Genomic DNA, 20,628 nt, shown 5'->3' on the forward strand with positions numbered 1-20,628 from the left:
AGAAAATATCACGACAGGTTTGACGATTCAGGCGCTCCTCGGTTCTGCTTGGCAACAGCAATGTAGAAAAGGAACCTGATGTGCCGAAGGATGATACCCTTCCATGGCGGGATTATTCGCTGACGGGTCGTGACAGCGGCCCAAGCTTTACACCGAAGCAGTGGTACTCCACTCCGGTCCCCCGGAAACGGATGAAGGAACTGATGAAGCGCCGGGATACTCCGGCCCTGATTGATTACGGGGTCTGGCTGGGGTTGGTGTTGGCAACAGGTGCTCTGGTCGTTCTGACCTGGGGTACATGGTGGGCGATATCTTCTGTCATTCTCTATGGAGTTTTTTATGGCTCCTGTGCCGACAGCCGTTGGCATGAGTGCTGCCATGGGACTGTATTCAAAACACCCTGGCTCAATACCGCAGCCTATCAGCTGGCCTCCTTCATGTCCCTGAAGAACCCATATCTTTGGCGGTGGAGCCATACGCGCCATCACACTGATACGGTAATCGTCGGTAAAGACCCCGAGATTGCGTTTCCCCGACCGCCGCATCCAATCAACATCCTGTGGAACATGCTGCACCTGCAATCTGGCCGGAACGAGTTGAAAAAGATGTTTTGGCTGGCGGTTGGTCGTTTGACCAAAGATCAGAAAACCTTCCTCATCGAAGTCGACCGCTCAAAGGCGTTCTGGGCGTCGCGTGTTCATCTCGCAATCCTCGCAGCGACGATTGCCTTGGCAATGGCGCTGAATTCCTGGTTGCCAATTGTTTTGATCGGCGGTCCGACGTTTTATGGTTCGTGGCTACATCATTTGCTGGCTTCGCTTCAGCACGCAGGACTAGCGGAAGATGTCCCGGATCACCGATTGAACTCGCGCACTGTCTACATGAATAGGTTCTTTCGCTTCGTATATTCGAACATGAACTACCACGTGGAACACCACATGTACCCCATGGTGCCGTTTTACAATCTGCCTGCCTTGCACCAAGAAATCAAAGAAGACTGCCCACCGGCCTATTCGGGAACACTGGCGGCGTTTCGCGAAATGCTCCCAGCGATTCTGATCCAACGGAGCCACCCTCTCTACTTTGTTGACCGCAAGCCGTTGCTGCCCAAGGACGCTAACCCCAGTCCAGAATACACTCGACCAACAGCCATAGCGGCCGCGTGACCCAATCCCCGGAATACAGGAAAGCCTATGACGAACTGGACCCGCGCCTGCGCTTGCGATGATATCGAAACCGAAGATCTAATCCGTTATGACAATGGCGATCGTACCTTCGCCATCTACCGAAGCCCCGAGGACGAATTTTACTGCACCGACGGCCTGTGCACTCATGAGGAAGTGCATCTGGGAGACGGTCTGGTGATCAATCATCGGATCGAATGCCCCATGCACAACGGCCAATTCGATTATCGCACCGGCGAGGCAAAGCGCTCACCGGTCTGTGTGAATCTGAAAACCTACCCCGTTAAGGTCGAAGGTGGAGATGTCTTTATCGATATCGGGTGATGCCATGAAACGGATCTACGACTGGGACGCGGGGTTCTCACTTAGAAACTACACCGCGTCCGACCTGCGTGAGCTGAAGGGTATCCGCAAGCTGGTTCAGACAACGGCGAATACAACCGAAGAGGCAGCTGCTGCTAAAGATGCCGGAGCCTTTTCGGTAGAGGCTGAAGTTATCTGTGACAGAGTAATGGCAGAGATTTCCGCCCGCACATCTCTGATAACATCCTCACTCGGATCGGGCGCCAGTGCAGACATTATCTACCTTTTTCAAAACGACATATGCGGAGAACAACCCGAAAGCCCTCGCCATGCACGTGCCTTTGGTGATCTCAATTCACTATATGAACAGATATAACACCAACGCCGAGTTGCACTTTCGGCGTTCACGGAGTCTGTTGAAGAGGAGCAATTTCCAGGCCCATACGAGTGCGCAACAATCTCGGACGCGGAGTTTGAGAGTTTTTTTGAGCGACTAAAATGATTTTTGGTCAAGGAATGCTGCACCCAGATCCACATTTTGAAAGCAGGAATTAATACCCATCGGTGATAGATGTACGTTGGACCCCTTTGGCGACGAGTAGTAAAGAGGTTCGCAATCGCAGTGAAAGTCCCTTTCCCGCCCTACCTGCGGGGGGCGCCGTCGCGATCCGCCAGCAGCCGTCGTTCGAGCAACCGCAGATAATTTGGACTTTGTCCCGCGTCTGGACCGTTCGACCCTGATTTGAGGCTGTTCTTGTGGCGAAGGGCGGCTTTCCCTTTGCGCATGCGGCATAGACCCTCAGTCATGCCGCCAAATCTCGCGGCTTTGCAGCGGCGGCTGTGCGAGACTTTGCCGCCGTTCGACATTTGAGTCCCAAGGACTGCTTGGAGCGCTTCGCGATATCAGCGAAGCTAAGGACGGTCGGAAGGTAGCCTTGCATAAAGCGTTCTGGAGATGAAAGGGGGGGTTCATTTTGCCAGAAACGCGCTTGGGAAGAACCTTCCACGTCCGCTTAAGATGTTGCGGCCGTCATACCTCCGTCACACAAAATACCTACTTTTTTTGAAACCAAATAGGCGCTAGGTGGCAAATGCTGTTTAGAAATCTTTTCTTGTCAGACATACACCTTGGTACGCGTGGCTGTCGGGCTGACCTGTTGGTCAAATTCCTTCGCTCACATGATGCGGGCACCATCTATCTGGTCGGTGACATCTTTGACGGCTGGGCTTTGGCCCGGCGTGGGTGGCATTGGCCGCAGGAGCACAACAACGTCGTTCAGACGCTTTTGGACAAGGCACGGCGGGGCACCCGCATCATCTTTGTGCCGGGCAATCATGACGAGGTGATGCGCAACTACCTTGGCACCCACTTTGGCGGGATCGAAGTGATGCAAACGGCCGACTTTGTGGGCATGAACGGCAAGCGGTATCTGGTCACCCATGGCGATCAATTTGACGCGGTCGTGATGAACGCCAAATGGCTCGCACATTTCGGAGACACGGCCTATGATTTCCTGATCTGGCTGAACCCCAAGATCAACGCGATCCGGTCGCTTTGGGGACGTCAGTATTGGTCGCTTTCAAAATGGGCCAAGCGTCAGGTCAAGGGCGCGGTGAATTTCATTGGCCGCTACGAGGATGTTCTGGCCGAAGAGGCAAGGCGTGGTGGCTATGATGGCGTGATTTGCGGCCATATTCACCATGCCAATATCCGCGAAATTCAAGACATCGCCTATATCAATACAGGGGATTGGGTCGAAAGCTGTACCGCTGTTGCGGAACATCTCACCGGCGCATTCGAGCTGATCGATTGGGAAGAAAAAATAACCGCCGATCACAAACCAGCGCGCAAAGCCGCGCGGCAGTCCGCCGATGTGGACAGCTAGCAGGAGAGATTGATGTCATCTGTTACCGAACAGCTGAACGATGCTGTGAACCAGAACGCAAGCATGAGCCGCGACGGTTTGCTGGAGCGGGCCTTTGCCCGGCTTTTCCACGGGTTGGTTTATGCGCAGATCTGGGAAGACCCGGTTGTCGATATGGACGCGCTGCACATACAACCCGGTGACAACATCGTTTGCATCGCCTCGGGGGGGTGCAACATGCTGTCCTATCTGACGGCGAACCCTGCCTCCATCACCGCTGTTGACCTGTCCCCGGCGCATGTGATGCTCAACAAACTAAAGCTGGCGACTGTGCAGCATGTGCCGGACCATGCGACGCTGTTTGCAATGCTGGGTCGGGGCGATCAGCCGGACAACGTCGCGTTGTTTGACACCCATGTCGCTCCCCATCTTGATGATGAGACACGGGCCTACTGGAACGCCCGCACCCTGCGCGGCCCTCGCAAACGTATCTTGGCGCGGGGCCTATATCGTCACGGATTGCTAGGTCGTTTTCTCGGGGTTGTTCATCTGGTGGCCAAAATCGGCCGCGTAGATTTCGCGCGGCTATTGGCAGCGCAATCGCTGGAAGAGCAGACTGCGTTTTTTAACGCGCAGATTGCCCCGCTTTATCAAAGCCGCTTTGTCAAATTTCTGGCCCGGCGCCGGGCATCCTTGTTTGGCTTGGGCATCCCGCCGGCCCAATATGACAAGCTGGCGGCGGACGCGGGTGGTGACATTGTGGCCGTATTACAGGAACGGACCCGCAAGTTATTTTGTGACTTCCCCATCTCGGATAACTATTTTGCATGGCAGGCCGCATCTCGGGGCTACCAACCCGTCGCAAACCCTGCCACTCCGCCCTATCTGGCGCCCGAGCATTTCGCAGCGGTGCGTGCCAATGCGGCGCGGGTCAGCGTGCTGAACAGGTCCCTGACCGACGTTCTGGCGCAACAGCCAACGGACTCAAAACAGTGCTATGTGCTGCTGGATGCGCAGGACTGGATGAACGACGGCCAATTGAACGCTCTCTGGGATGAGATCACACGAACGGCGGCGCCCGGTGCGCGGGTGATCTTCCGCACAGGTGGGACGGACGACATCCTGCCGGGGCGGGTTGGTGCGGGAACGCTGTCGCGCTGGGACTATCAAACCGAGGCCTCGGCCAAAGGGGTCCGCAATGATCGCTCCGCGATTTACGGCGGGTTTCATCTATACCATTTCAAAGGTTAGTGGACATGGACACACCTCAAGGTGCGCTGATGGATCGGATCTACCGCAGACAACGGTTCGTCTATGATGGGACACGGAAATACTACTTGTTGGGCCGCGACCACGCCTTGCGTGAACTTGGGCCAGATTTGGATGCCCATATTCTGGAGATCGCCTGCGGGACCGGTCGCAATCTCCAGCAGATTGACAGACACTACCCCGGGCGGAACCTCTATGGGCTGGATATCTCATCCGAAATGCTGCTGTCCGCAGAGGCAAAGCTGGGCAAGCGGGCCAAACTGGCGAGGGGCGACGCCTGCGCGTTCAACCCAAGGGATCTGTTCGGACAGGCCACATTCGACCGCATCGTTATGTCCTATTGCGTCTCAATGATCCCGCAGTGGCAATCCGCGATCAAAGAGGCGGTCGATCATCTCGCGCCGGGTGGAGAATTGCACATCGTGGATTTTGGTGATCAATCCCGCATGCCGCGCTGGTTTGACAGGGGTTTGCGCAATTGGCTGACGCGGTTTCACGTTGTTCCGCGGGATGATCTGCCCGGCTTCCTTGAAAGCCTGACTGGGGCCGAGGTCACCCACAGAGCCTTGCTGCGCAGCTATGTAAGATATGCGCGTGTATGCAAATCAGGTGTAACTGACGCGGCTTAAGACGCAGGCGTTTCTAAATCTGTGTGCATGACCGCTTTGCGCACGTAATGACTATTGGTGCTGCTAGCAGCATTTGTTAAAGAGGGCTCACAGCGGACTTGCGGCAGTGCGGCTGCACTGTTGCAGCAAAACAGTGCTCGATCCTACCCGCCTGGTGACGCCAGCCAGTCCAATGCGGTTCTTCATATGGCGTGCTTCGCGCCCAACGCTGCATCTGCAAGATTTGAAGGCCGGTTTCCCGAAAGCAGACACTCAGCGGCTTCAGTCTGCCCGATCTGATGCTGCGTCCCGCCCCAATGGCAGCGAAGCGCAGAATGCCGCCGCTGCAAAGCCGCGAACTGTGGGCGCCCTTCAGAACCGAACCGGCCCCATTGCTGCCGTTGACCACAGCCACTAGTTTCTGCATCCGCAGCCCGTTTAGCGGCCGATCGCTGCAGCGCCACTAAATTCGGTTTTTGGCGCTCCGCGGCAACGGCGCACGGAAACTCGAGCGAAATGGATCTGCCCCACTGCCGCTGATGTCAGAAACAATTCGCGATGCTGATGGTTTTGAGCCGTAGACACACAAAACTCGGTATTCATCGCCCTTGTGGGTGATGTCGTTAGTAACGCCGAACGGCTCAAATTATGAATGGGTCAAGATACTTCTTATTTTCCTCACAATTTGCCAAAACTTTGTGCAGATCCACCATTTAATACAATCGTAGTTATTCACGTTGCAAACTAACTCGAAATCCTGGGCCGCAGGTTCGGGAAATGTAGGGCGTATGTAGCGCTTGTTGTATCGAGTTTAGTAGGAAGTACTTATGCCTATTGGTTATCTGGTCGTTCTAGGCGACGGAATTCTAGACGCTGGCGATGTGATTTCCGGCACCCAGTCGACGTTCGACTCAGTCGGCACAGTCGGCACTGGCAGCTGGACCTGGACCGGTATCTATGAGGGGAATGGGCAATTCTACTCGAACGTCACAGATACGGGCTCCTACTATATTGCCACTGATGGCAACACCTATTTCGTTCCAGACACCTGGATGACGACCAGTGGCACGGCCAGCTCAACAACGATCCCAAGCAATGTTATCGCGGGCACGACAGGGGTCGACAACTTGGCTGGTACCGGGGGTGACGATGCCATTTATGGCGGCGATAGCAACGACACGCTAAACGGTGACTCCGGAAACGACACACTCTCGGGAGGCGACGGTTGGGATCAGATCACCGGCGGCGCGGGAAACGATTACCTTGATGGCGGCGCGGGAAACGATCACCTTGATGGCGGCGCGGACAAAGACACTTTCTTTTTCTCGGACGGGTTTGGGAACGACACAGTCGTTGGTGGGGAAACCGTAACAACCGGACCTGATGATGATGTGCTAAATTTTGAAGCCGTTACGGGACCTGTCACAGTAACCATGACCGGAACAGAGACCGGCACCGCCACAAGCGGAAGCGATTCCGTTGCCTTTAGCCAGATCGAGGGCGTCAGGCTATCGAGCACCGGCGACGATCTTTATGACGGGACGGCCGACACGGGCGGCATGTATGTGCTTGGCGGCGGCGGCGATGATACGCTGTTGGGCGGCTCTGGCTATGACGACCTGCGCGGTGGCGATGGCAATGACAGTATTGTCGGCGGCGACTACAGTGCCAATCTCGAAGGTGGCGATGGCAATGACACCGTCATCGGCGGCGCAGACGATGACCAGGTTGTGGGCAACGCGGGCGATGACTATGTCGACGCAGGCGCGGGCAATGACTATATAGCAGGATATCAGGGTGCCGATACGCTGGTTGCCGGTGCGGGTAACGATGATTTGGAATTCAGTTCGGACGGCGATGTCGACGTTCTGGTCCTGGATGACGGGTTCGGCAATGATAACGTCTTTCTTTTCGAAGGCCCCGTGCCCGTTGGCGGCGGTGGCTTTACCAGCATTGACCAGTTGGATACGTCCAATCTGCATGACGCCAATGGCTATCCGGTCACCGTCAATGATGTGACAGTCACTGATAACGGCTCGGGCAACGCGGTTCTGACCTTTCCAAATGGTGAAAGCCTGACTTTCTTTGGCATATCGCCAGCAACTATGTCTGATCCCGCTGCTCTGAATGCCATGGGTATTCCCTATAGCGACGACATCGTTGAAGGCACGTCAGGTGGAGAACTGATTGATGGCAGTTATGTCGGCGACCCCGATGGCGACATGGTCGATGCGCTCGACAACCTTGCAGGCGACAACGATGATGTCATCCATGCCGGAGCGGGTGATGACACCATAACTGGGCAAAGCGGCGATGATCTAATTTATGCTCAGGACGGCGCCGACATTGTCGATGGTGGCGTTGGTAACGACAGCATTGACCTTGGCAGCGACAGCGATCGCGATACGCTCGTCACGACAAACCTGTCCGGGTCGGATGTTGTCACAAACTTCGACATGACCGATTTTGGCGATGGCACCACGATTGACCAGATTGATGTCTCGACCCTGATCGACGGTGGCGGCAATCCAATAGATGCTTGGGATGTCGTGGTAACCGACACCAATGGCGACGGCACGGGCGACGCGATCCTGACCTTTCCCAACGGTGAAACCCTGACGTTAAAGGGGGTTCTGCCGTCGCAGGTTGACAGTGCGTCGAAACTAAATGCCGTTGGCATTCCTTGTTTCACATCGGGCACGATGATTGCGACGCCACTGGGGGGGATTGCAGTTGAAGCACTGTGCGCCGGTGACCTTGTCACAACGCTTGAGCATGGTCCAAAACCTGTGCGTTGGATTGGAAGCTCAGATCTTGGGAACGGTTCTGCGCCATTGCCGAAAAATATGGTCCCAGTACGGATCAAACCGGGAGCGATGAGAAATCATTTACCGCTCAGCGTGTCACCGCAGCATTGCATTTTAATGACAGATAATCAAAAGGGCGGGCATTTTTATGTGCGGGCAAAACATCTGGCTGAAGAAACGCGTCTGGCTTCTTATGCCAGGAAACGGAAGTATGTGACATATTTTCATGTTTTGTTGGATCAGCATGCAACCCTGATCTCCAACGGCATACCATGCGAGAGCTTTTACCCCGGCCCAATAGGCCTGGAAATGCTATCGGCGTTCAATCGTGTAAAGCTGCATTCTTTGATACCCGGCCTGACCCTTAAATCCGTTGAGAAAATATATGGCCCGCGCGCCGCACCGGTTTTGAAGCGCAGGAAAGTGCTTGAGATGGCAAAAAATGGAACGCTAGATTGTTTTCATGCCGATTTTATGTTGCGTGATTTCTAGCATTGCCGACCAATCCTCCGTTGCTTCTTGCACTCAGAACAACAACCAAGGCTTCGACGGACAATTCTGCAAGATCTACTCTTTTGAAGTCTAACAGAGAATTTGATTTCGCCCAACCGTCGCTTCCAACCTATCACGTCCGTCGAACATCGCGCAGCATTCAGCAGAATGAACTCAGACTAGACCTCAGATGCAGCGTGGCAAAATGCCAAACCCCAAGATTCTGAATGGCGGATTTAACCGCTGTCCAATAGCTTGCTCGCATTCGCCGCGAATGTCCGGTTTCCGCCCAACTTGCATGTGCTGGCGCCAAGTGGGTCACCAAGTATGCGGCCGCTTTGGGCTGGATGCGGCCATCTGAGTGTTTTCGTCAACAGACGGCATCGGCCAGACGAGGTCAGCGGTAGCTTTGCGCAGGAAACAACATTTTCAAACTCTGGGTTGGTTGGCCGGCGGGTTCCCGCGTCCAGGGAGAACGCAACCAGAGTAACTCGATACTAAGCTGTTTCTGGCTGTCACTTTCGGGCACTTGGGCAGCCTTATGCTTATTTTTTGCCAAGAGCATCGGTTGAGTTGTGTCGGCTTGTGGGCCGCACTTAGTGTCCAAATCATTGGAAGCGACGTCATGATCAGCGAAGCCTCCAATGCGGTAGATACCTGAAACAAATATATAATATTCCCAATCAGCGCAGGTTGGGTCACGAAAGAACTTTGGCCGGATGTCTTCGGCCAAAGCGAAAAGATGGGTTGGGCTTTGGCTACGGCCGCAGGCCCAAATCCGGCAACAGAATAAGGGATCAGGACAGGCCTGACCCTTTCAATTATCAGAAGGAAACGACCATGTCACAAGCAAGCGCTTTGGAACAACAGATGCTCGAACTCGTGAATGCTGAACGCGCCGAGGTTGGCGTCGCCCCGTTGACCTTTAACAACAACTTAAATCTAGCAGCAGAAAATCACAGCAGCTGGATGCTCGACAATGACATATTCAACCACCAAGGTGTTGACGGAACTGCGCCGGCAGATCGGGTTGAGGACGCTGGCTATGTATTGGAAGGCGCGTCCGCTGTTGGCGAAAACATTGGGTGGCATTCCAAGGTGGGTGATCCCGGCCTTTCTGATGACGTCGAACTGATCCATGAAAACTTGATGAACAGCCCTTCCCACCGGGATGCAATCTTGAACCCAATGTTCACTGAGATCGGTATTGGGATTGAAGAGGGTGAATTCTTCACGGACGGTCGGGATTGGGACTCTGTCATGGTTACCCAAAACTTTGGGACAACTGAGGCAGAGAGTAGCGCACCCGCGGACATAGAGGAAGATGACACAACCGACACGCCCGAAGTGATCGCTACTGTCGAGGACCCCGAAACGCCAAATCTCGAGACACAGGCGGACGACGATGACACAGAGGCTGCAACAGACTCCGACGATACAGAGCAACCTCAAGACATGTCTCAACCGCCGGAGAATGCCACCGACACTCCCATCTTTGCAGGCTATGATTGGGACGCGTTTGTTTGGGGCGACTGGTTGGATTTGGACTTCATCAACGATCTGCCCACCGGAAGCGGCAACAATAACGGCAACGGAAACACCGGCGACGGGATCAATGGCCAAGGCAACGGCTTCGGAAACACTGGCACCGGCGTGAACGGGACGGGCAATGGCAACGGAAACTCCGATTGGTGGAACGCCCAGTTTATGATGTCAGAAGCCGCGCCGGAACAAGACGGGGCCGCCGCTCCGAATGACCCATCCTCTGACTGGTCATGGGATTGGATGGACTTTGCAAACGTGGGTTCATCGTCCGAAGTGGCAATGCCTTTTGATGACTGCTTTGCGATGTAAGTCATCGCATCGGCGATGTCCGGCGCCAAAAAGACGCGCCGGGCCTCATCCTGCGTGCCGCCATCCGGCCAGTGGGCAATGTCGTCAATCATGCAATCTCGCTTGAAGCAACACCCAGAGAGCAAGATCGGTCAGGTTCTTGGCACACGTCGCGCAATTGCGCAGGGATTCTATCCGATTGCTGTCCTCTTAAGTGGGTTGATTGCTGGCATCTTGCTGAACGACGATATTGATCGTGTCTTGACAATTTTCGCGATTTGCGGTGTCGGGGAAGTACTTTGTGCCATTTGGCTGATCAAGAAAGGGTACGCGCCAAAGCGGAAGAAAAATCAGGGTAGTGGCCCTTACGTATAGTACCAATTGGACCTTGCAGTTCACTGATAAGCCGCAAGATTTGAGATTTGAGATTTGAGATTTGCGAGAACGCGGCGCCAGCTTTTTCATCCGATTTCAAACCTGACATTGGTGTACATGCAGCGAAGGTCCTGACCGTCCGCATCCTGAGAATTCGACGCCTTGTGTTCGCTGCGATCTGCAGGAATGGCTGGTTTTTCTGCCGCGAGGTAGCACAGACCTTTTCGCTCTTGCCACATTTTCCACACTGTGAGCGCGCGCAGCGAGAAAATCCAGGGAACAAGTAGGGCTGCCTGCGGTCACCGACGACGGCGACTGCAACCAGTCTAGGCCGGTGATCATCACTCTGCACTGCCGCAAGTCGGCTTTTGAGCCCACTTTGCCCAATGCTGCAAAGTGCGAGAATGGCTGCAATGTGGTCCAATGGATCAAGAATTCAGAGATGATACGGTCTTAGCCTAGGGAGATGTCACAGCAATCAATGAATATCTGTCGAAGCACACGAGCGTTGGCTCATGACTGTGCCGCGAGCTCCTTTGCGTACTCACGCAGCGCAAACTTTTGAATCTTGCCGGTCGACGTTCTGGGAATGGTTGTCACGACAAACCGACCGGGAACCTTGTAGGCCGCCAGCCTGTCACGGCACCATGTCCGCAGCGCCTCGGTGTCGATCTCCTGGCCCGGCGCCAGTTCGATGAACGCGCAGGGGGTTTCGCCCCATTTCTCGTGCGGCATGGCGACAACAGCGGCAATTTCGATTGCGGGGTAGTTGTAAAGCACCTCTTCGACCTCGATCGAAGAAATGTTCTCGCCGCCCGAAATGATAATGTCCTTTGAGCGGTCCTTGAGCTGGATATAACCATCGGGATGGATCACGCCCAGATCACCGGAATGGAACCAGCCGCCCTCAAAGGCCTGTCGCGTGGCAGAGGGGTTACGAAAATAGCCCTTCATCACGACGTTGCCGCGGAACATGACCTCGCCCATCGTCTCGCCGTCGCGTGGGACGGGCTCCATGGTTTCAGGATCGAGCACATCGAGCCCCTCAAGGGGCAGATAGCGCACGCCCTGGCGTGATTTCAGCCGCGCTTGTTCTTCGCCGGGTAAGGATGACCAGCTTTCATGCCAATCGTTCACCACGGCAGGGCCGTAGGTTTCGGTGAGCCCGTAAAGGTGGGTTACGTCAAAGCCTGCGGTTTTCATATCAGCCAGCAGCTTTTCTGGGGGCGGTGCGGCAGCGGTAAAAAACTGCACAGTGTGATCGAGCGCACGCTGGACGTCCGAAGGCGCCGAGATCAGCAGCGACATGACGATCGGTGCGCCGCAGAGGTGGGTGACTTTTTCACCGGCAAGCGCGTTCCAGATCGGCTCAGCCCGCACATGCCGCAGGCAAACGTGCGTGCCGATAATCGCCGAGAGCGTCCAAGGAAAACACCAGCCATTGCAGTGGAACATTGGCAAGGTCCAAAGGTAGACGGCATGCTTTTGCATCGACGTGGTCAGCGCATTGCCTTGGGCCAGCAGATAGGCACCGCGGTGGTGCGAGACGACACCCTTGGGATCGCCTGTCGTCCCCGAGGTGTAGTTGATCGAGATCGCGTCCCATTCATCTTCGGGCATGAGCCAGTCAAACACGGGATCGCCGCCTGCGACGATGTCTTCATAGTCTGGCCCGTCAAACGCCATGCGCGCGCCGTCATATTCAGGGTCATCCACCAAGATCACTAGAGGGTCGACCTCGGCCAGCACCAGCGCCTCTTGCATGAGCGGCAGGAACTCGGCATCAACGATGACGATCTTCGACATCGCATGATCGAGCTGAAAGGCGATGAGCGCCGCGTCCAGCCGCGTGTTTATCGAATGCAGCACACCACCGCACATGGGCACGCCATAGTGGCATTCGAGCATGGCTGGTGTGTTGGGTAGCATGGCCGAGACTGTATCGCCCCGCCCGATGCCTTTGTCCGCGAGGGCTGAGGCAAGCTTTCGCGCGCGGGCATAGAAGCTGGCATAGCTGCGCCGCAGGGGGCCATGGACGATGGCAGTATGTTCGGGGAACACCGTGGCGGCGCGTTCAAGGAAGGTGAGCGGCGTCAGCGGCTGGTGGTTGGCCGGGGTGCGGTCCAGGTCGGTGTTGTAGGGGTTTGCACACATTTTTAAACGTCCTGCCACTGGGGTGCGCGTTTTTCGATGAAGGCGCCGATACCTTCCTCAGCGTCCCGCGCGAGCATGTTGTCGACCATCACTTGGGACGCATAGTCATAGGCCTCCGCCAGCGGCATTTCGCGTTGTGCATAGAAGGCGCGCTTGCCGGTGGCTAGCGTCATCGACGACTTGGAGGCGATCTTACGGGCCATGTTCAGCGTCGCATCTTGAAGCATGTCTTCGGGTACAGCGCGATTGACGAGGCCCATCTCGGCGGCACGTGTGGCGGGCGTCATGTCGCCCGTCAGAAGCATTTCCATCGCGTATTTGGCCGAGACATTGCGCGACAGGGCGACCATGGGAGTCGAACAGAAAAGGCCGATGTGAACGCCCGGGGTGCTGAACTGGGCCGTGTCCGCCGCAACCGCCAGATCACAGCTCGCCACGAGTTGACAGCCCGCCGCGGTGGCGACGCCTGTTACTTCGGCGATCACCGGCTTGGGACAGTTGACGATGCCCTGCATCACACCCGAGCACATGGACATGACTGATGCGAAGTACATTTTGCCGCCATCCGCGCCCGTGCGGCCTGCTGTCATTTCCTTGAGGTCGTGACCTGCACAGAAGGCGGGGCCATTGGCGGCAAGGATGATGACGCGCACCGCCGGGTTTTGCCCGGCCTCCGCAATGGATGTGCCTAAGGCGCCAAGCATCGCTTCGGAAAGCGCATTGCGGCGGGCCACATCATTGAGCGTGAGACGCAGGACGCCATCGTCACCCAAATCAGAGAGGAGAATGTCAGTCGCAGTCATAGGGCGCTCCATTAGCGGATGTTGATCTCGACGCTGTCAGCCAGCGTGTTGGCGATAAAACAATAGCGGTGCGCGCGGTCCTGCATCTGGGCCAACTGCGCCTCATCCACGGCAAAGCCGGTGTCAAAGCGCACCACCGGGTGCAGGTCGATTCGAGTGACTGACATCTGCCCTTTCGGGTTCTTGCCCAGATGGGCTTCGGCATAATCGTGATAGCTCGCCACGGGCCAGCCCGCCTTTGCCGCCAGAGCCAGGAAGGTCATCATATGGCAGCTGGAGAGCGCGGCTGCCAGCGCTTGCTCGGGGTTGGTGTTGGCCGGATCTCCGCCCCAGTCGGGCGCGGAATCGACCTGAACATCAAAGCCGCTGTTAAATTGAACGGTGTGCGCGTTGGAGTATTTGCCGGTTTGCAAAACGGGCGTGGCGCGCTGCCAATGCAGCTCGATAGCAAGATCGGACATTTCGTTGGTCTCTTGTTAGGTGAGAAGACGTAGGACGCGCGCTTTGAAGCAAGCGCGCGTCGGGTCGATATAGCGGGCTCAGGCCGCTGCGATCTTCTTCTTGGCGTCGTAGAAAGGCCGCTCCACGATCATTGCGCGTGTCGGTCCCGACATGGTGACAACCTCGACCTCTGCACCGATGTTGGCGCACTCGGCGTCGACCATCGCCAGCGCGATGTTCTTTTCAAGGCGCGGCGAGTAGACCGCCGATGTTACCTTGCCGATCGCCTCGCCGCCAAAGTTGATTTGCCAGAACGTTGTGTTCGGCCCGGTGAGGGGGGCGCAGTCGAGCACAAGGCCGATTTGCTTGCGCTTCGGGCCTTCTTCCTTGATGCGGCGTAGTGCGGCCTTGCCGATGAAATTAGCTTCAATGTCGAGGTTCACAAGGCGGTCGAAACCAAGCTCGTAAGGATTGGTGTGGATGTCGGCATCGGCATGGTAAGAGAGCATGGCGCCTTCGATGCGGCGGATCGACGATGTGTGCCCCGGCTTGAGGTTGTGCTGCATTCCGACGGCCATGATCCGTTCCCAAAGCTGATCGCCATGTGACCCATCACGCAAGTAAAGCTCGTAGCCCAACTCACTCGACCAGCCTGTGCGCGATACGATCAGCGGGATGCCATCCAGATCCACCTCACGCAGCCAGTAGTATTTCAGGTCCATGATGTCTTCGCCAAAAAGCTCTTGCATGATGAGCCCCGAGTTCGGCCCCTGAAGCTGAAGCGGAGAAACATCAGGCTCGCAGATCGACACGTCCAAACCCGAATGCACGGCGACGCCCTGCGCCCAAAGCAGGATGTCGCTGTCAGCCAGTGAAATCCAGAAGTGGTTTTCCGCAAGGCGCAGAAGGATCGGATCGTTCAGGATACCGCCCTCTGCGTTGGTAATCAGGATATATTTGCATTGGCCCACAGCCATCTTCGACAGGTCACGCGGAGTCAGCATCTGGACGAATTTCGCAGCGTCCGGTCCGGTAATCTCGACCTGGCGCTCGACCGCCACATCACACAGGATCGCCTCGTTCACGAGGTTCCAGAAGTTCTGCTCCGGATCGCCGAAATCACGGGGAATATACATGTGGTTGTATACGGAAAATCCCTTGGCGCCCCAGCGAACTGTCGCGTCAAAATACGGAGATTTGCGAATTTGTGTGCCGAAGCCAAAGCCGTCTGATTGTGTCATCTTTTCGCCCTCGTAGCAGGTGGTCTGACAGACCCGTGAAGTGGTGAAACCTGCTGGTGATATAGATCGAAAAACTTGGAGATACTGGGCCTAAAAAAGCGCGTTCACAGGCTGAACAGCCTAATAAACAGGCGGTTTTCAGACTGTTCAGACTGCGCCTGTTTTCAGGGCCTGTTTGCGACAAGTTTTGCCAGATTTGGCCGGCTCGTCTTGACCTGCCGGGTTGCGATGTAGGTCATGTAGCGGTCGATTTGCAGGTCGGCTGTCAGCATCTCTTCCATCAGCGCCTGAAACGCAATCAGACTTGGTGTTGCAGTCTTCATGACATAGTCCATCCCGCCACCTGTAGCGACGCAGTCTGTCACCTCATCCAAGCCATGGATATAAGCTTCGAAGCGATCGAAGTCGGCCTTGCGATGGTGGGTGAGCGAGACCGTCACGACGACTTGGGTGAAATTGACAATGCGCTCTAAAGCGAGCGTTGCGTGATGCCCACGAATGTAGCCTGCAGCCTTTAGACGATCGAGCCGCGCCCAACAGGGCGTTGGCGACAGGTTCACCAGCTCGGCCAATTTGGTTTTGCTCAGTTGTCCATACTGCTGAACAGCACTCAGTATGCGGATATCTGTTGCATCGAGACCGGTTTTTTTCATGAGACAGTTAGTCCGTTGGAGTGCAAGGCATAGTCTGACAATTGCCTAGATTTTGGAAGATGAAGACATTTAGACGGTGAATGCCTGAAAATGCATCTCGCTTTCCGCCGCTTTCTCTCCCAAGGCCGCCAATTTTGCCATTGCTACGTCTCAGGCCAGTAAATTTCCGACCCGAATTGAGCCCCTGAAACACGACGATGATCTACGCCGCGATAGGAACTTTGGCGCATCATTCGACGCAAATCGTACGGCAGGTAGATCGTGGCGCAGCCGCAGCGAAATAGTGCTTCGTCGGCCCCGCCGACATTCATGGCTCCCCATCGTTAAGTAGCATCTTGCCTGTTGGCATGCATGAGTGAAACAGCCAGATGTCGGCTATGAGCCCTACTTGTCCCTTGGATTTTCTGGCTGCGCGCGCTCACAGTTTGGAAAATGTGGCAAGAGCGAAAAGGTCTGTGCTACCTCGCGGCAGAAAAACCAGCCATTCATGCAGATCGCAGCGAACAAAAGGCGTCGAATTCTCAGGGCGCGGGACAAAAGAGACCTTTGTTATCAAACGCTGAATGTCTGCTTGAGACATCTGATAAATAATCCGAGCAATTCAATAACGCCCACCGCAATCGCTCCGATCAAGATTGATGCGGGCGTTATTCTTTTCTTCTATGCGCGTGCCTTGTTGGCTTTCGCTTTCTCTTCGCTCCGTTGGTATGACTTCATCGCGTTCCCAATGAGAAAGCTGAACAAATGGACCGGCCAGGATCGAGGAATGAGGCGGTTTTCCCACGCGTAGAATTTGTTCAACAGTCCGGATACGACGCTCATCTTGCGCCCCAAATTGCGCAGACCGACGCGTGCCACGCGCCGAGGGCTTTGCGGGATCATGGGAAGAAGGGCAGCGTTCATCTCAAGGCCCTCAGCAAACGGCGTTGCGGTGAGGCCGGGTGACAATGTCAGCACGTCAACGCCGTTTTTTTTCATCTCTGCCGTCAAGGCCTCGCCAAGTGTCAGCACATAGGCCTTTGTGGCGGCGTAGACTGCAAAGTTCGGAATGCCCTGATAGGCAAACAGGCTGGACACCAAGATCATGCCGGTCCGTTTTTTTCCACGTCTGCGCTGCGCCGCCATATTGCTTCCAAACAAATGGGCAAGTTCGGTAGGGGCGTCCACATTCAGACGTATCATGCGACGCAAATCAGCGTAGTCCTTTTCAAGGAACGGTCCCATTTCGTCGATACCGGCACTGGCGACGAGAAGCCCGACGTCGATGTCACTGACCTGCGCGTGAAGGGTTTTCGGCGCGTCGTCTTGCACGAGATCAAGCGCGATAACTCTGGTCTGGACCGCATGTTGCGACATCACCTCGCGCGACAGCTTCTCAAGGGCGTTTTCGTTTCTTGCGACAAGGATGAGATCGAACTTTTGGGCGGCAAGCGCGCGCGCCATTTCTTTGCCGATCCCTGAGGATGCGCCAGTGATCAACGCCCATCCCTAGTATGTCTTTTTTAAGTTGCGCATGATGTTATTCCTATCAGCCGTGTGAAGATCAGCCACCGCGCGAACGGCGACTGATTGATTGGTTCGGGGAAGGGCGCGGATCAGGCGATATCGCGTGCCAGATCGATCGCGTTCTTTACGGCGGCCTTTTGATCGCCTTCTGGATCGGCGGTCAAAAGTGAGGGCTGAAAGCGCAGTTTCCTGATGTCTTTGACACCTACAAAATCAAGCCACCACCCGAGATATTCTGAGTGGAAATCGCTGCCGTACCTTTTGTCGGCCCCGGGGGCCCATACGCCGGAGGTATAAAACACCACCGCTTTTTTGCCTTCCAGCAATCCAGAATAACCCGCCTCTGGATCAAAGCCGAACAGCAACCCCGGCTGCGTGATTATGTCGATGTACTGCTTGAGCTTGTACGGTATGCCGCCGTTCCACATAGGCACAGAAATCACATAGACATCAGCATCGGTGAACCGCGAGGCGATTTCGACAACCTGGTCCCAAGCCGTTTGTTGGGTCGCACCCATGTCACCAACACCGAAGAAGGTCATCTTTGCCGCCGCTTTGTCACCATCGAACTCGGGCAGGTCTTCTTTCCACAGCTCCAATGTGTCTACAGACAAGGATGGGTCGGCTTCGGTTGCGGCGTTCAGGTAGGCTTCGGCCAATTTTGTAGATTGGGATGCATCTCCTCTTGGGGATGCGACGATGTGAAGAACTTTGGTCATGTTTTTGGTCTCTTGTTTTGGATTGATGGAATGGGCGCGGTCAGCGTGACATGAAGCCATGGACGGCTTCGCTGATTTCGCTTGAGTGGGTTTCCAATGCGAAATGACCTGCATCGAACACATGAACGTCAGCATCTGGCACAAGCTCTTGGATGGCTTCGACGCCTTCGATCAGGAAGAATGGGTCGTTGCGCCCCCAAACAATAAGCGTGTCTGGCTGATGGTCAGCGAGATACGCCTGCCATGCAGGGTATTGGGCGACGTTGTCTTGATAGGTCCAAAGGTATTCCAGCTGGATTTCGTGGTTGCCTGGACGGTCCAGCCCTGCTTGGTCGTTGATCCACGCGTCTGGGCTGATGCGGCTCTTTAGGGTGGCACCTTGGCTGTATTGCCATTTGGTCGTTTCCGGCGCGAAGAAACTGCGCAAGGGGGCCTCCGTTTCAGAGGTTCTGTTTTCCCAGAAAGGCGCAAATTGGCTGACGATATCCGGGTTCCATCCGTGTGCATGAATGGTCGCGTTTTGGATGATGATACCGTCAACTTTTTCTGGATTGGCTTGTGCCAAACGAAAGCCAACGGGCCCCCCGAAGTCTTGCATGAACAGCGTGTAGTTCGCGATCTCGAGTGCATCCGTAAACGCTGCGATGGTCGTTGATAACGTCGCGAAATCGTAGTCGTAGTCTTTTGCGTCCGGTGCCGAAGACTGACCAAAGCCCGGGTAGTCAGGGGCGACAACATGATAGGTTTCGGCCAGTTCAGGGATCAGGTCCCGGAACATATGTGATGAGGACGGGAAGCCATGCAGAAGCAAAATCGTAGGTGCCGATTTTGGTCCAGCCTCACGATAGAACAGGGACACATCCCCGACGTCGACAGTGTTGTAGGTGACTTGGCTATGGGTTTCGCTAGCGGCCCAGCCCGGCAAACCAGACGAGACGCATAGCACCGCGCTTGCGATGGGAAGAAGGTTCTTCATTTCGGATGCCTCATGTAACTGTTAAAAATTATTTTAGACAGTTACTTTTGGTGGCAAGACCGAGCCGTTGACAAGTCACGTTTATTTGTACGTCGATTGTGGAAAATTAACTTTCAAAACTATACTTAGGGGGTTATGTTAAAAGACCGTCCATGGCGGGGAGTTTGAGAGGAGTTTCAATCACAATGATAGATGCGCGCCCGGCTCCATTCTTCATTGGGGACAGCACGGCGCTGGATTTTATCAATTCCTTAGCAGCACCAAGATCAGTTGAGTTTGAGTGGCTCGCATCGGGCGCGGACGTTCTGGATTGGCTGGTCGAGGCAGGCCTTATCACAGTGGACGAACAGTCCGTACTGAGACAGCCCAAACACCGCACTGCACTTGATTTGGCGGCTGAGGACATTCGGGCGTTCCGGGAGGATTTTCGCAGCTTTGTCAGCGATATCATTGAGGACAAACAGGTTCCCGCCGATCATCAAATGATCATAAAGCTAAATCGCTTAATGGGTCAGGGAAAGCAATTGCTGCGTCTTTTCCCCAGCGGATCCAATGACAAAGGGTTTGAGCTTAAAATCATACATGAAATTCAATGCGCCGATGATCTATTGCCACGCATCACTACAGCTTGCGCCGAGTTCGTCGCACAAGCTGATCTGAAGCATGTGCGACGGTGCGAAGGGTCCGGCTGTACGCTATTTTTCCACGACATAAGCAAGAACCACAAACGGCGCTGGTGCAGCATGGAGGTTTGCGGCAATCGCGCCAAAGCTGCGGCTTATCGAAAGCGTTCCTAATATCATGATAGATCTTTTGGTCTTGGAATGCGCGATCTAGTAGACGCCAACCCTCGCATCATGGCCGGAGGCTTCGACAAGCAGGTCACTGAGATTCAGGTCCGTGTCGCCGTGCTCAACCCGCTATACGGGTTTTGGCATACTTGTCACAGATCCAGCAGGGTAAGGCCGTCCGGAATAGTGGGGAACTTGTTCAAACCGCGATTTGCGCAACAAAGTCACCAAAGCACTCTGATTCCAATCAAGGGATGAAAACCTATGAAGGTGATATCCTTGCCTTTTCGGTAGCGAAGGCTCAACGGACATACCTGTCGCAAAGCTGTTAAATCACTATTAATGATGTACGTCATTGCATACTACGGGCGATTTGTACCAACTGACGCCCGTATTGGGTTGTCCAATTGTAGAGCTCCTACGAGGGTTTCGATCACGAGGAGTAAAGCGCATAACACTTAAGGATTATTTGTTGTATCTGGGATAATCTTATGGTTGCAGTGTAAAAAATATGACTGGAACTGGACTATAGTGAATAAGCGTGATTTTAGATACTTTTGAGCAATATTAAGTATTTGATTTATATATATTTTTTATTTAGAAGCCTA

At 54.9% G+C, this 20,628-nt stretch carries 17 protein-coding genes; 9 read left to right on the top strand and 8 right to left on the bottom strand.

Annotated elements, in window-relative coordinates; translation table 11 throughout:
- Positions 1–80: 80 nt before the first annotated feature.
- From ACEWZM_RS16545 to ACEWZM_RS16580, 8 genes are all read left to right on the top strand, one after another.
- Entirely contained in the window at positions 81–1,166 is a 1,086-nt protein-coding gene (locus ACEWZM_RS16545) for a fatty acid desaturase (RefSeq protein WP_414007478.1), read from the top strand.
- A gap of 27 nt (positions 1,167–1,193) precedes the next feature.
- Entirely contained in the window at positions 1,194–1,508 is a 315-nt protein-coding gene (locus tag ACEWZM_RS16550; protein ID WP_414007479.1) for a MocE family 2Fe-2S type ferredoxin, read from the top strand.
- Between the two features lie 4 nt (positions 1,509–1,512).
- Positions 1,513–1,863, top strand: coding sequence for a 3-methyl-2-oxobutanoate hydroxymethyltransferase (locus tag ACEWZM_RS16555; RefSeq protein ID WP_414007480.1), 351 nt, complete (start codon positions 1,513–1,515; stop codon positions 1,861–1,863).
- A 736-nt stretch (positions 1,864–2,599) separates the two neighbouring features.
- A complete protein-coding gene (locus ACEWZM_RS16560; RefSeq protein ID WP_414007481.1) occupies positions 2,600–3,373 on the top strand; it encodes a UDP-2,3-diacylglucosamine diphosphatase in 774 nt (257 codons plus the stop codon).
- Positions 3,374–3,385: 12 nt separating this feature from the next.
- On the top strand, positions 3,386–4,603 hold the full coding sequence (locus ACEWZM_RS16565; RefSeq protein WP_414007482.1) for a BtaA family protein: 1,218 nt from the start codon (positions 3,386–3,388) through the stop codon (positions 4,601–4,603).
- Positions 4,604–4,608: 5 nt separating this feature from the next.
- On the top strand, positions 4,609–5,250 hold the full coding sequence (locus ACEWZM_RS16570) for a class I SAM-dependent methyltransferase (protein WP_414007483.1): 642 nt from the start codon (positions 4,609–4,611) through the stop codon (positions 5,248–5,250).
- Positions 5,251–6,056: 806 nt separating this feature from the next.
- Positions 6,057–8,528, top strand: a complete 2,472-nt coding sequence (locus tag ACEWZM_RS16575) for a Hint domain-containing protein (RefSeq protein ID WP_414007484.1) — start codon at positions 6,057–6,059, stop codon at positions 8,526–8,528.
- 840 nt (positions 8,529–9,368) lie between these two features.
- Positions 9,369–10,382 carry a CAP domain-containing protein gene (locus ACEWZM_RS16580; RefSeq protein WP_414007485.1) on the top strand — a complete coding sequence of 338 codons (1,014 nt, stop codon included), beginning with the start codon at positions 9,369–9,371 and terminating at the stop codon, positions 10,380–10,382.
- A gap of 867 nt (positions 10,383–11,249) precedes the next feature.
- Here the strand turns inward: ACEWZM_RS16580 and ACEWZM_RS16585 are convergent.
- The 8 genes from ACEWZM_RS16585 to ACEWZM_RS16620 all read right to left on the bottom strand — a co-directional run bounded on the left by ACEWZM_RS16585 (position 11,250) and on the right by ACEWZM_RS16620 (position 19,229).
- Positions 11,250–12,890, bottom strand: a complete 1,641-nt coding sequence (locus ACEWZM_RS16585; RefSeq protein ID WP_414007486.1) for an acyl-CoA synthetase — start codon at positions 12,888–12,890, stop codon at positions 11,250–11,252.
- Positions 12,891–12,892: 2 nt separating this feature from the next.
- A complete protein-coding gene (locus ACEWZM_RS16590; protein ID WP_414007487.1) occupies positions 12,893–13,693 on the bottom strand; it encodes an enoyl-CoA hydratase in 801 nt (266 codons plus the stop codon).
- Positions 13,694–13,704: 11 nt separating this feature from the next.
- Positions 13,705–14,154, bottom strand: a complete 450-nt coding sequence (locus tag ACEWZM_RS16595; RefSeq protein WP_414007488.1) for an OsmC family protein — start codon at positions 14,152–14,154, stop codon at positions 13,705–13,707.
- A gap of 78 nt (positions 14,155–14,232) precedes the next feature.
- On the bottom strand, positions 14,233–15,375 hold the full coding sequence (locus ACEWZM_RS16600) for a glycine cleavage T C-terminal barrel domain-containing protein (RefSeq protein WP_414007489.1): 1,143 nt from the start codon (positions 15,373–15,375) through the stop codon (positions 14,233–14,235).
- Positions 15,376–15,539: 164 nt separating this feature from the next.
- Positions 15,540–16,028, bottom strand: coding sequence for an Lrp/AsnC family transcriptional regulator (locus ACEWZM_RS16605; protein WP_414007490.1), 489 nt, complete (start codon positions 16,026–16,028; stop codon positions 15,540–15,542).
- A 660-nt stretch (positions 16,029–16,688) separates the two neighbouring features.
- The gene (locus tag ACEWZM_RS16610) at positions 16,689–17,507 is read right to left on the bottom strand and encodes an SDR family NAD(P)-dependent oxidoreductase (RefSeq protein WP_414007491.1); all 819 of its coding nucleotides are present in this window, start codon (positions 17,505–17,507) and stop codon (positions 16,689–16,691) included.
- A 116-nt stretch (positions 17,508–17,623) separates the two neighbouring features.
- On the bottom strand, positions 17,624–18,253 hold the full coding sequence (locus tag ACEWZM_RS16615; RefSeq protein ID WP_414007492.1) for an FMN-dependent NADH-azoreductase: 630 nt from the start codon (positions 18,251–18,253) through the stop codon (positions 17,624–17,626).
- A 40-nt stretch (positions 18,254–18,293) separates the two neighbouring features.
- A complete protein-coding gene (locus tag ACEWZM_RS16620; RefSeq protein WP_414007493.1) occupies positions 18,294–19,229 on the bottom strand; it encodes an alpha/beta fold hydrolase in 936 nt (311 codons plus the stop codon).
- A 185-nt stretch (positions 19,230–19,414) separates the two neighbouring features.
- Here ACEWZM_RS16620 and ACEWZM_RS16625 point away from each other — a divergent pair, with 185 nt between their 5' ends.
- The gene (locus ACEWZM_RS16625) at positions 19,415–20,026 is read left to right on the top strand and encodes a CGNR zinc finger domain-containing protein (RefSeq protein ID WP_414007494.1); all 612 of its coding nucleotides are present in this window, start codon (positions 19,415–19,417) and stop codon (positions 20,024–20,026) included.
- Positions 20,027–20,628: the final 602 nt, after the last annotated feature.

This window comes from Phaeobacter cretensis (genome assembly GCF_047372505.1).
In the GTDB taxonomy this organism is placed as follows: Bacteria; Pseudomonadota; Alphaproteobacteria; order Rhodobacterales; family Rhodobacteraceae; genus Phaeobacter; species Phaeobacter cretensis.

Bases quoted from the DNA above. Each gene is read 5' to 3' on its own strand.
- ACEWZM_RS16620 (WP_414007493.1), bottom strand. From the start codon at position 19,229: ATGAAGAACCTTCTTCCCATCGCAAGCGCGGTGCTATGCGTCTCGTCT.
- ACEWZM_RS16550 (WP_414007479.1), top strand. From the start codon at position 1,194: ATGACGAACTGGACCCGCGCCTGCGCTTGCGATGATATCGAAACCGAA.
- ACEWZM_RS16575 (WP_414007484.1), top strand. From the start codon at position 6,057: ATGCCTATTGGTTATCTGGTCGTTCTAGGCGACGGAATTCTAGACGCT.
- ACEWZM_RS16565 (WP_414007482.1), top strand. From the start codon at position 3,386: ATGTCATCTGTTACCGAACAGCTGAACGATGCTGTGAACCAGAACGCA.
- ACEWZM_RS16600 (WP_414007489.1), bottom strand. From the start codon at position 15,375: ATGACACAATCAGACGGCTTTGGCTTCGGCACACAAATTCGCAAATCT.
- ACEWZM_RS16585 (WP_414007486.1), bottom strand. From the start codon at position 12,890: ATGTGTGCAAACCCCTACAACACCGACCTGGACCGCACCCCGGCCAAC.
- ACEWZM_RS16595 (WP_414007488.1), bottom strand. From the start codon at position 14,154: ATGTCCGATCTTGCTATCGAGCTGCATTGGCAGCGCGCCACGCCCGTT.
- ACEWZM_RS16605 (WP_414007490.1), bottom strand. From the start codon at position 16,028: ATGAAAAAAACCGGTCTCGATGCAACAGATATCCGCATACTGAGTGCT.
- ACEWZM_RS16615 (WP_414007492.1), bottom strand. From the start codon at position 18,253: ATGACCAAAGTTCTTCACATCGTCGCATCCCCAAGAGGAGATGCATCC.
- ACEWZM_RS16590 (WP_414007487.1), bottom strand. From the start codon at position 13,693: ATGACTGCGACTGACATTCTCCTCTCTGATTTGGGTGACGATGGCGTC.
- ACEWZM_RS16580 (WP_414007485.1), top strand. From the start codon at position 9,369: ATGTCACAAGCAAGCGCTTTGGAACAACAGATGCTCGAACTCGTGAAT.
- ACEWZM_RS16570 (WP_414007483.1), top strand. From the start codon at position 4,609: ATGGACACACCTCAAGGTGCGCTGATGGATCGGATCTACCGCAGACAA.
- ACEWZM_RS16555 (WP_414007480.1), top strand. From the start codon at position 1,513: ATGAAACGGATCTACGACTGGGACGCGGGGTTCTCACTTAGAAACTAC.
- ACEWZM_RS16625 (WP_414007494.1), top strand. From the start codon at position 19,415: ATGATAGATGCGCGCCCGGCTCCATTCTTCATTGGGGACAGCACGGCG.